The following is a 361-nucleotide window of genomic DNA, read 5'->3' as shown; positions in this document are numbered from 1 at the left end:
GGCTGGGTACATATCCGTTATTTGGGTGATGGCCGCTTATGGTTCCGCTCTTACAGCGGCTCACTTTTGAAAAGCGCAAAAGTAAGCAAAACGCTCTTGCCCCACCACTCGGCTCCTCGCCTAGGCTCGGAGTGCCCTCACTCCGGCTTTGGACCGTGGGCCGCCGCGATGGGCCATCCTTGGCCCAGCGCGGCTAACCCGGCGTCCTGCCGGGTTACCCACGCTCCAAAGCCTGCGTTCGGCCAGCGTGGTTTAACGGGGCGCCTAAGATCAAGATCAAAAGCAGATCAAGAGCACAGCGGCCTCCCGGCCGGCTTGAGTGTTGAAGAGCAAAATCAAAATCTAAAGCGGGCACGGTCCA

Source organism: Pseudomonas sp. Colony2 (assembly GCF_019382755.1).
GTDB lineage: Bacteria > Pseudomonadota > Gammaproteobacteria > Pseudomonadales > Pseudomonadaceae > Aquipseudomonas.
This window is presented reverse-complemented; position numbering follows the sequence as displayed.